This window comes from Anaerotignum sp. (assembly GCF_051877975.1).
Taxonomy (GTDB): Bacteria; Bacillota; Clostridia; order Lachnospirales; family Anaerotignaceae; genus Anaerotignum_A.
On the sequence record NZ_JBJEJK010000041.1, the window covers coordinates 1 to 10,385 of the forward strand.

General features: G+C 46.3%; 9 protein-coding genes and 1 tRNA gene. 2 read left to right on the plus strand and 8 right to left on the minus strand.

From position 1 onward, the window contains the following. Positions 1–594 precede the first annotated feature (594 nt). Together ACI39P_RS06810 and ACI39P_RS06815 are read left to right on the plus strand one after the other, a co-directional pair. Positions 595–667: transfer RNA gene (locus ACI39P_RS06810), tRNA-Lys, on the plus strand. Positions 668–864: 197 nt separating this feature from the next. Further along, positions 865–2,205, plus strand: coding sequence for an MATE family efflux transporter (locus ACI39P_RS06815; RefSeq protein WP_439719919.1), 1,341 nt, complete (start codon positions 865–867; stop codon positions 2,203–2,205). Positions 2,206–2,254: 49 nt separating this feature from the next. Here ACI39P_RS06815 and ACI39P_RS06820 read toward each other — a convergent pair whose 3' ends face one another. From ACI39P_RS06820 to pstC, 8 genes are all read right to left on the minus strand, one after another. Then, positions 2,255–3,826, minus strand: a complete 1,572-nt coding sequence (locus ACI39P_RS06820; RefSeq protein ID WP_439719920.1) for a 4Fe-4S dicluster domain-containing protein — start codon at positions 3,824–3,826, stop codon at positions 2,255–2,257. Positions 3,827–4,179: 353 nt separating this feature from the next. After that, entirely contained in the window at positions 4,180–5,856 is a 1,677-nt protein-coding gene (locus ACI39P_RS06825) for an ATP-binding protein (RefSeq protein WP_439719921.1), read from the minus strand. After that, a complete protein-coding gene (locus ACI39P_RS06830) occupies positions 5,853–6,527 on the minus strand; it encodes a winged helix-turn-helix domain-containing protein (RefSeq protein ID WP_439719926.1) in 675 nt (224 codons plus the stop codon). The genes ACI39P_RS06825 and ACI39P_RS06830 overlap by 4 nt, the downstream gene beginning before the upstream one ends. 15 nt (positions 6,528–6,542) lie before the next feature. Further along, a complete protein-coding gene (locus ACI39P_RS06835) occupies positions 6,543–7,202 on the minus strand; it encodes an HD domain-containing protein (protein ID WP_439719922.1) in 660 nt (219 codons plus the stop codon). Then, complete coding sequence (phoU, locus tag ACI39P_RS06840) at positions 7,199–7,861, minus strand: phosphate signaling complex protein PhoU (protein ID WP_439719923.1); 663 nt, start codon at positions 7,859–7,861, stop codon at positions 7,199–7,201. Before phoU ends, ACI39P_RS06835 begins: the two co-directional genes overlap by 4 nt. Before the next feature lie 3 nt (positions 7,862–7,864). Further along, on the minus strand, positions 7,865–8,620 hold the full coding sequence (pstB, locus tag ACI39P_RS06845) for a phosphate ABC transporter ATP-binding protein PstB (protein WP_439719924.1): 756 nt from the start codon (positions 8,618–8,620) through the stop codon (positions 7,865–7,867). After that, on the minus strand, positions 8,620–9,480 hold the full coding sequence (gene pstA, locus ACI39P_RS06850; RefSeq protein ID WP_439719927.1) for a phosphate ABC transporter permease PstA: 861 nt from the start codon (positions 9,478–9,480) through the stop codon (positions 8,620–8,622). Before pstA ends, pstB begins: the two co-directional genes overlap by 1 nt. An 8-nt stretch (positions 9,481–9,488) precedes the next feature. Further along, the gene (gene pstC, locus ACI39P_RS06855) at positions 9,489–10,328 is read right to left on the minus strand and encodes a phosphate ABC transporter permease subunit PstC (RefSeq protein ID WP_439719925.1); all 840 of its coding nucleotides are present in this window, start codon (positions 10,326–10,328) and stop codon (positions 9,489–9,491) included. Positions 10,329–10,385: the final 57 nt, after the last annotated feature.

Genomic DNA, 10,385 nt, shown 5'->3' on the forward strand with positions numbered 1-10,385 from the left:
AAAAAACGCCCTTGACAGAAAAAATTCTATCAAGGACGAATAAATGCACTTTATCCGCGGTGCCACCTTGTATTCACGAGAAAAACCCGCGCCCTTAGCAGGATACCAACATATCCCCGGTAACTGACGTATACCCACACGTTGCAGAATACTTTGCGAAATCGCATTTGACTGCACCCTCAGCGGTCCATTTGACAACTTGTTTCTCACCCGACTCTCAGCAACACGGGCTCTCTGTAAAGGCATGATTGCCGTTATCTCCGCTTCAACGGTTTATTCTATTAAATTAATATGGATTTTAGCACCATACAAAATATTTGTCAATAAAATTTTTTATTTTTTTCGATCCTGCTGTACCCTATACAATCTTTCTGATCTCTTTCACGAAAAACCACAGCTATGCAGAAAAAAACAACCTATCCGAAGAAAAAGAAGGCCTAAGAAACCGCTGTATTTGAAAAGACAGGATCCTTTTTCCCGCACCCCATCCAAATCTCAAGATATCATAAAACAATCTTCTTCCAAAATTTTATCAAAAAAACAAAAAAACATGTTGACAAAAAAATAAATCTGCTATATACTAGTCTTCGTTGCGGGTCATTAGCTCAGTCGGTAGAGCACTGGACTTTTAATCCAGGTGTCCCGGGTTCGAGTCCCGGATGACTCATCATAAAAACCAAGGTAGCAATTACCTTGGTTTTTTCTTTGTAAAATATAACGGAGAAAGCCATGCGGAACGATATCCCCATAAAACTGCCTGCAGGAGCATGGGTATATGGTTCCGCAAAATGTTTGCGGGGCAAACCGCAAGAGCAAGGCAAAGCCTTGCCAATGGCTTTCTTTTCAGAAAAAAGAGGTGGTTTTATGGCAAAAGATATGACAGTTGGGTTCCCCGCCAAACAAATTTTATATTTTTCCATTCCCCTGCTCATCGGGAACCTGTTTCAGCAATTTTATAACATGGCAGATACCTTTATCGTGGGCCGCACCCTTGGCAGCAACGCATTGGCGGCTGTGGGCTGTACCGGCGGGCTGACTTTCCTGCTGCAGGGCTTTGCTACCGGCACCACTGCAGGCATGTCTATCGTCACAGCCCAGCGCTTTGGTGCTCAGGATGAAGAAGGGGTGAAACGCAGTTTTGCCGTTTCCTGCCTCATCAGTATCCTCGTAACTGTCGCTTTGACTGTTTTCGGGCTTCTGGCAACGGGGCCTTTGCTGCACATCCTGCGTACCCCTGCTGAAATTTTCGATGACGCTTATCGGTATTTTATCTTTATCGTGGGCGGTCTGGCCTCTTGCATGCTATTCAATCTGCTGTCCAATGCTATGCGTGCCGTTGGTGACAGCTTCAGCCCCCTAGTCTTTCTGATTATCGCTTGTGTACTGAATATTATTCTGGACTTTGCCTTCATCCTCAATCTGGGCATGGGGGTAGAGGGTGCCGCCATTGCTACCCTTGTGGCACAATTCCTTTCCGGGTTCCTCTGCATTTTTTATATCAAATGGAAAGTACCAGTTTTGCGGATTGGTCTGAAACATTTCAAATGCACAGCAGAGGACTGGCGGCGGCATTTCAAGCTTGGGCTGCCCATGGGCTTCCAAAGCTCCATCATTGCCCTAGGAACCATCATCGTTCAATTCGCCCTGAACTCGCTTGGCACCACAGAGATCGCTGCATATACTGCCGCATCTAAGCTGGACAATCTGGGGATATTGCCGCTGATGTCCTTTGGTATCGCCATGGCCACTTATGTTGGACAGAACCACGGTGCAAATAAACCTCACCGTATCCGCCAGGGCATCTTCCAATGCAGTTTGATCTCCATTGCCTTTGCCCTTTTTATTGGTGTCATTGATGTTTGCTTTGGCGGTAGTCTTTCCGCCCTTTTCCTGGCAGGTGATACGGTTGCCATCCAGCTTTCTCATGAATACCTGATGATCAATGGTGTTTGCTATTCCCTGCTGGCATTGCTGTTCGTATTTCGTTATTCCCTGCAGGGGTTGGGGTACAGCTTTGTTCCCACTGTGGCAGGCATTGCTGAACTGGTAATGCGAAGCATCTGCGCCATTGCGCTGACCTCTGTCATCGGGTATACAGGCACCTGCATTGCCAACCCACTGGCATGGATCGGCTCTTTGACGCCCCTCTCCATCGCTCTGATTCCTGTTTTGAAACGGATGCCCCAAAAAGACCTTCCCACATAAGCCAAAAGTCCCGCATCATTCAAGATGCGGGACTTTTTTTCTATGTATTTTATTTGATTTCGCCTTCCGCAATGGCTTCTTTCTTTGCCTTTGCAGTTGCTCTTTTCTTCTTTGCCTTTTCGCCGGAAGTAACCCCTTCCTGCTTCTTGATCTCACCAAATTCCCGTTCCATATTCACGCCGGACATATCATAGCCGCGAATCCCTTCGTTTGGGTCATCCGTCAATGCCTCCCGGCTGAAGCTGTTGACCCGTTCGATTCCTCTGACATCGTGAAATATAGATGCTGCTCCATTAGTGCAGCCACTCTTGCATGCCATCCCCTCGATCAGGTTTTCCTCTAGTCTGCCGAAGGATGCCAGTTTCATTGTTTTGATACATTCTTCAATACCATTACAGCGAATCGGGTTGATTTCTGTTTCGATGCCTTCCAGCTTTGCTACACGGCGTACACTTTCCGCCACGCCGCCGGTTCTGGCAAAGATACGTCCATAGGAAGAAGGTTCTCCCGCAGAAACTTCAGACAGTTCTGTCAAATCCATATTTCTTGCGTCAAAAATAGCTCTCAGTTCTTCAAACGTCAGTACATAATCCACTGCACCCTTTACATCTTCCTGCTTGATCTCAACCTTTTTAGCAGTGCAAGGGCCAATAAAGATGATTCGCGCTTTCCTGTCTTTGGCGCGGATGGCTCTGGCCATGGCAATCATTGGAGAAACCGTTGTGGATACATGATCCATATATTCCGGATGATTTTTTCTGACATAATCAACAAACGCAGGACAGCAGGAAGTGGTTTTCCATTTTTTCTCCCCGATGGTTTTTACAAATTCTTCTGTTTCTGCCAAGGCAACCATATCGCCGCCGATGGCAGCTTCTACAACATCATAGAACCCCAGTTCCTTGATACCGGAAAATACCTGCCCCACTTTTACACCGGAAAACTGGCTGGCTACGGCAGGCGCAACAACAGCATATACATGATAGCTGGTATTATTCCAGGAATCCCGCAGCAATGTCAATACATCCAGCACATAAGATTTATCCACAATGGCACCGAATGGACATTGATGAACACAAGCACCGCAGGAAATACATTTCTCGTGGTCGATCATGGCTTTTCTGTTTTCATCCATCTTTACAGCGCCAACGGAACATGCCCGCATGCAGGGACGCATCACTTCACTGATGGCACCAAACGGACACACCTGTTTGCAGCGGCCGCATTCGATACACAATTCCTGATTGATATATGCCCTGTGGTTTACAATGGAAATGGCATGTCTAGGGCAATTTTCCTGACATTTATGCCCCAAACAGCCACGGCAGGAATCGCTGACTACAAAACGGTCGATGGGACATTCATCACAGGCAGAATCCAATACATTGATCACCACATTATCTTTCGTCGGTTCCAAAACCAAATGCACACGATCTTCGATAATACGGCGTTCCTTGTAAATGCAGCAGCGGAACGATGCCTTTGGCCCAGGAATGATGGATTCAGCAATCTCTTTTTCAGAGAAAAAGCCTTTTTCCAACGTTCCCTGGAAAAAGCGACTGGCAACCTCTTTATTTACCAGATACTTGATGTATTGCACGTTGCTTTCAAAATTATTCATAGACCTTCTTCCCCTCTTCTCAACCAAAAGATCATTACAACAAAAGCGCATGCCCAAAAGCACCTAATGACCTATTGGAAACATACGCTCGCTATCCCCAAATTCTTCTCTCATATTTCACTCTTTTTCTCATTCTAGCATACATTTATTTCGCATGCAAGGTAATTTAATCGGAAAAGTGCTTAAACATTTTTAAACATTTCAGCCGATTTTATACATTTTGCCCCTCTGCTTTTCTTTTCTGTTTTTGTCAATATTTTCTATTTTTTCCAGCACATGAAACCCCTTTCTCCGTAGCATTTCTCCGCAAGAAAAAAACCTCTCTCTGCAGGAAAACAGAAAGAGGTTTTCAATTACTTTTCCACTATTTTCTGGTTCAACGGCAAACAGATGCGCATCTTCGTTCCTTTGCCGATCTCGCTTTCCATAGAAACATTGCCATCATGCAAAGCCGCACCGTGCTTGACAATAGAAAGCCCCAAACCCGTTCCGCCGCTTTCCGCCGAACGGCTGGCATCCACCCGGTAGAATCTCTCAAAAATACGATCCTGTTCTTCTTTGGCGATACCAATCCCAGTATCTGCTACTTCTAGGATGAGATTCTCCCCCTCTTTTTTCAAAGTCAGGCGCACTTCGCCATGGGGTTTGTTATATCGAATGGCATTATCGCACAGATTATAGACCATTTCTGTCAAAACCTGCTTCACACCATAAAACTGCAGGGGCTCTGTCTGTGCCGCCAGTTTGACCTGTTGTTTTTCCGCCTGGGGCTGCAATCTTTCGCAGACCTCCAACACAAGGGTATCCATCGCAACCGGTTCTTTTTCCAAAATGCTATCCTTTTCATCCAATTTGGACAGCTTGATGATATCCTGTATCATATCAATGAGACGCTGGGCTTCACCATAGATTTTCCCTGCGAAATTCCCCATATCTTCCGGCGGAACGATGCCGCTTTTCATAATTTCCGCAAAGCCGGAAATAGAAGTCAGAGGCGTTTTCAGCTCATGGGAAACATTGGCTGTAAATTCCCGCCGCAGTCGTTCCCGTTCCTCTTTTTCCGTTGCATCGAACAGAATGAGGATAACACCGGCCGTTTCCCCATCACGAAAAACAGGATTCACAAAAATCTGACAGATCTTTCCATTCAGTTCCAGACGTTCTTCCCGATGTTCCCCTGCCAGCGCGCCTTCCACACCACGGCGGAATGCCGCACTGCGGTTCAGAGAAAATATATTTTTTCCTTCCTCCACATGGCTGATGCCCAACAGGCGCAAAACTCCTTCATTATAGGAAAGAATATCCCCTTTTCCATCCAACACCAGCAGGCCTTCCTGCATATTTGCTGTGATGGTATCAAATTCTTCTTTTCTGCGTTTCAGTTCTGCCATTTGCCGGTTAATCTCCCGGTTTTGCACCGCAATGCGTCGAAGCAAGGGAGTCAGTTCTTCATAGACCTCCGCACGATCCGGATGTTCCAAATCAATCTCATTCATAGGGCTGGTAATATTTTTTGCCGTTCGGAATGCCAAAAATAAGGAAACCCCTACCATAGCCGCCAAAATCAATACCAAAGGAAAGGCCATAGTGAAAAAGAGGGCGAGAATGCTCATGGTTTCCACAGCCAGACGGAGCACACGGCCGTCCCCCAGCCGCATAGCGTAATAAATCGTTCTTTCCGAAAGGGTCGAAGAATTTCGCTTGCTTTCTCCCTCTCCGTTTTTCATGGCTTCCACCACTTCTTCACGGGTTCCGTGGTTCTCCATTTCGGATACCTCTGCTACAGAATCATACAGAACTGTCCCGTCTGCATCGATCCAGGTAATACGGATATCTGCATTTTTAACTTTTTCCAGATAGTCAATGCCTTCCATTTCAATACCGCGGGCAATATAGCTGGCCTCCCGCTGCAATTCCTCTGTCATTTCCGCAGAAGAATACTGATACATCATCCCCATGATCAACGCAGAAACAGAAAGCATCACCGCCACTGCCACCAGAAAAATAGAACGAAAAATACGATTTGTCATACATTTCCTCCTATTTTATAGCCAACCCCGCGAACTGTTTCGATATATTCTCCGCACTTTCCCAGTTTCTGGCGCAAGGTACGGATATGTACATCTACCGTGCGGTTTTCTCCATCAAAACCATAGCCCCAAATGCTGTTCAGCAGTTGATCTCTGGTCAAAACACGACCTTTGTTTTCCATCAGCAGGCAAAGCAATTCAAATTCTTTCAGGGTCAATGTTACCTCTGTGCCGTCTACCTTCACTTCATGACGGGTCTGATTGATATTCAGGCTGCCCATACAGTAAACCACTTCTGCTTCATTTTTTTCTGTGCGACGCAGCAAAGCTTTTACTCTTGCCAGTAATTCCATCATACTGAAGGGCTTCGCCACATAATCATCGGCACCGCTGTCCAGCCCCATGATCTTATCATATTCACTGCTTTTTGCTGTCAGCAGAATGATAGGCAGTTTTTTCGTCCGAGGAGCTTGTCTCAGTTTTTTCAAAATGCTGATGCCATCCTCCTCCGGCAGCATCAGATCCAATAATACCAAATCAGGCAGTTTCGTTTCGCAAGCATGCCAAAAAGCGGAAGGCTTTTCAAATCCTTCTGCCTGAAATCCAGCACTATGGAGGGTATACGCCACCAATTCGCGAATACTGTTATCATCCTCTACCAAATAAATCAGCATGAAAACACCACCTTAAATCAAAGACTGCTCGTTGATCATCAATTTGAACTGCAGCCCCAGTTTTTCCGCCGCCTTGCGGCACAAAATCATACGTTCCAAAAAAATTTCAAAATAATCCATAACAGAACCATAATGGGTATCGACCGTCAGCTTCAGCTTGATGAGGCTATGCTCCTGATTGATCTTCAGAATCGATTTTTCTACAGAATAATTCACCCTGTCGTGAATATCAAAAGTACTCTTTTCCTGATTACGGACACGGCTGCGGCGAACATCAGATTTATCCGCCAAAATCAACGCTGCGGCAATGGCATTGACAGGCACGCCCGTGCCTTCATCATGGTTGCCGATGGCTGTTACCACTGTTGCGATATCCTCCGCATCCATATCCATTCTGTCCAGAATACGAAAAGCCATGACTGCCCCACTCTGGGAATGCTCGGAACGGTTGACCAGATTGCCGATATCGTGCAGATATGCAGCAATCATGCCCAGTTCCACTTCATGCTGGGAATAACCCAGCGTTTCCAGAATATATTTCACATTTTCCGCTACCTTTGTCACATGGGCAAAGGAATGCTCTGTATACCCCAATGCTGCCAGAGATTCGTCGGCTTTTTGGATATAGGTGCGAATGGCATCATTTTGCTTGATTTGTTCGTATGTGATCATTTTCTCTCCTCTTCTGCCACTACGTGCTGTCCTGTGATGGAGAATTCGACCCATTCTGCGATATTCGTCGCATGGTCCCCAATCCGTTCCAAATATTTTGTGATCATCAGCAGATCGATACAGAATTCGCCGTTGGCACGATCCTCCCCAATCAGGCCGATAATCTCTTCTTTTACTTTATCAAACAGTTCATCCACCACATCATCATATTTCATAACAGAACGGGCCAGTTCAAGGTCTTTCTTTACAAAAGAATCTACCGCATCTGTTACCATTTTTACCGTAGCCCTTGCCATATCCTGTATATGCAGCTTGCTCTTCGTATCATGGTCGTTCATAATCGCCATGATCTCTGCGATATCCCCTGCCTGGTCGCCGATTCGTTCCATATCGGAAATCATCTTTAAAGCAGAAGAAATAGCACGCAGATCTTTTGCTACAGGCTGCTGCTGCAAAAGCAGACGCATACAAAATGTTTCAATATCCCGTTCCATACGGTCAATTTCATTATCTTTTTCAAATACGGTCTGCACCACAGATTTATCATATTTAATAAGGGCAGAGACAGAAGCTGTAATAGCCTCTTCACACAAAGCGCCCATTTTAATCAGTTCCACATTCAGCTGTTCCAGCTGAGAATCAAAACGACTGCGTACCATAAATCAACCAAACCTCCCTGTAATATAATCTTCTGTACGCTGATCTTTCGGCATAGAGAACAGCGCTTCTGTTTTATCGTATTCTACCACTTCACCCAGAAGGAAAAAGGCTGTATTATCGGAAATACGCGTCGCCTGCTGCATATTATGAGTCACCATGATGATAGTGTACTCTTTTTTCAGCTCCAAGGCAAGTTCTTCAATACGGGAAGTGGAAATAGGATCCAGCGCAGAAGTGGGTTCATCCATCAGCACCACTTCCGGCTGTACCGCTAAAGCCCGGGCGATACAAAGTCTCTGCTGCTGCCCACCGCTCATCCCCAATGCGTTCTTTTTCAGCCTATCCTTTACTTCATCCCAGATTGCCGCATCCCGCAGGGCTTTTTCCACGATCTCATCCAGCTTTACTTTCGAGCGGATGCCGTGGGTTCTGGGACCATAAGCGATGTTATCATAGATACTCATGGGAAAGGGGTTTGGCTTCTGGAACACCATACCGACCCGTTTCCGCAGCAGGTTGATATCCATACCTCTGTAGATATCTTCCCCATCCAATAAAACCTGACCAGTAATTTTGCAGCCTTCCACCAGATCATTCATGCGGTTCAGACTTTTCAATAAAGTAGATTTGCCGCAGCCGGAAGGGCCAATAAATGCGGTGATCTCCTTTTCGGGCAGTTCCAGATTAATATTTTTTAAGGCTTTGAAATCGCCATAGTATAAATCCAAATTTGATACAGAAATTTTACTTTTGTCCATTATGCTTTTACACCAGCTTTCTTTGCAATGAAAGAGGACAATGCGTTGATACATACCACCATGACCAGCAGAATGACTGCCGTCGCATAGGCCTGATTCATATATAATCCTTCATTCAACAATGCGTACATATGTACCGCCAGGGTACGACCGGAGGAAAACAGCCCATCTGCCACCTGTGCCGCTGTACCTGCGGGATAAAGCAGAGCTGCCGTTTCCCCAACGATACGCCCAATCGCAAGGATAACACCGGAAAGGATGCCCGGCACTGCCGAGGGCAATACCACCCGGAATACTGTCCGCAGTTTGCCTGCCCCCAGACCAAAGCTGCCTTCTCTATAAGCATCTGGCACCGCCTGCAGGGCTTCTTCTGTAGTCCGCATAATCAGGGGCAGGATCATAATGGACAATGTCAGCGCACCGCCCAAAATGGAATAGCCCCAGCCCAGATAGATATTGAAGAACAGATACCCAAACAGACCAAACACGATAGAAGGGATACCAGACAAGGTTTCCGTTGTCAATCTGACGATGGGGATAAATTTATTCCCCCGCTTTGCATATTCCACCAGATAGATGGCAGAGCAGATCCCTGCGGGCACGGCAAACAGCAGAGACATTGCCGTAATGGTGATCGTATTGATGATAGCAGGCATCATGGAAACATTGGATGTATTATATTCCCATTCGAACAATTCCGGTTTCAAATTGGGGATGCCCTTTGCCAGAATATATACCAGCAGGGCCACCAGCACCGTTAATGTAATCACTGCAGAAAGCACTACCAACGCAGCGAGGAAGAAAGAAAAGGGATTCCTTTTATATCCCGCCATTCTTTCTTTAAAAGATTGCTGATTCATGGCTTCCATCAGTCAGACCTCCTTTTCAGCATAGAGAAACAAAGATTGATGATCAGGATAAATACAAACAGCACCACCGCCGTCCCCAACAGGGCCTGTCTGTGCAGGTCTGCCGCATAGCCCATCTCCATGACAATATTAGCTGTCATGGTTCTGACGCCGCTGAAGATGCTGTTGGGAATCACAGGCTGGTTGCCGGCAATCATTACAACCGCCATGGTTTCGCCAATGGCCCGGCCGACCCCCAAAATGACCCCTGCCAAAATCCCCTGCTTCGCAGCAGGCAGTACGGCAAAGAATACGCTTCTCTCATGGGTGGCCCCCAAGCCGAGAGAACCTTCATAATAAGCCATGGGAACCGCGCGAATGGAACTTTCGGACACACCGATGATAGTGGGCAGAATCATAATCCCTAACAGGATGGAGGCTGTTAAAATCCCCTTCCCGCTGCCGCCGAAAAGGCTCTGCATGATCGGCACAATGACCACCAGACCAAAAAAGCCATATACAATAGAGGGAATACCTGCCAGCAGTTCCACCGCAGGCTTCACCACTTTATACAATTTTTCCGGACAAAACCACGCCAAAAATACAGCACAGAGAATCCCCAAAGGGACACCAATAATGACTGCACCGGCTGTAACATACACACTGCCAACGATCATCGGAAAGATACCATAAATATCATTGGAAGGCTTCCATGTCCGCCCCAGCAGAAAATCAACTGCGCCGATTTTTTGGATTGCAGGTACGCCATTGGCAAACAGGAACACACAGATCAAAGCTACCGCCAGGATAGACAGTGCCGCCGCCGCCGCAAAAACTCCTTTCATAACTTGTTCTTTCATATCGTTTCCTCCTCGTATAATATCTTTTAGATACATAAATGTACCTTGAAAACTTAA

Bases quoted from the DNA above. Each gene is read 5' to 3' on its own strand.
- ACI39P_RS06825 (WP_439719921.1), bottom strand. From the start codon at position 5,856: ATGACAAATCGTATTTTTCGTTCTATTTTTCTGGTGGCAGTGGCGGTG.
- ACI39P_RS06820 (WP_439719920.1), bottom strand. From the start codon at position 3,826: ATGAATAATTTTGAAAGCAACGTGCAATACATCAAGTATCTGGTAAAT.
- pstA (WP_439719927.1), bottom strand. From the start codon at position 9,480: ATGAATCAGCAATCTTTTAAAGAAAGAATGGCGGGATATAAAAGGAAT.
- pstC (WP_439719925.1), bottom strand. From the start codon at position 10,328: ATGAAAGAACAAGTTATGAAAGGAGTTTTTGCGGCGGCGGCGGCACTG.
- pstB (WP_439719924.1), bottom strand. From the start codon at position 8,620: ATGGACAAAAGTAAAATTTCTGTATCAAATTTGGATTTATACTATGGC.
- phoU (WP_439719923.1), bottom strand. From the start codon at position 7,861: ATGGTACGCAGTCGTTTTGATTCTCAGCTGGAACAGCTGAATGTGGAA.
- ACI39P_RS06815 (WP_439719919.1), top strand. From the start codon at position 865: ATGGCAAAAGATATGACAGTTGGGTTCCCCGCCAAACAAATTTTATAT.
- ACI39P_RS06835 (WP_439719922.1), bottom strand. From the start codon at position 7,202: ATGATCACATACGAACAAATCAAGCAAAATGATGCCATTCGCACCTAT.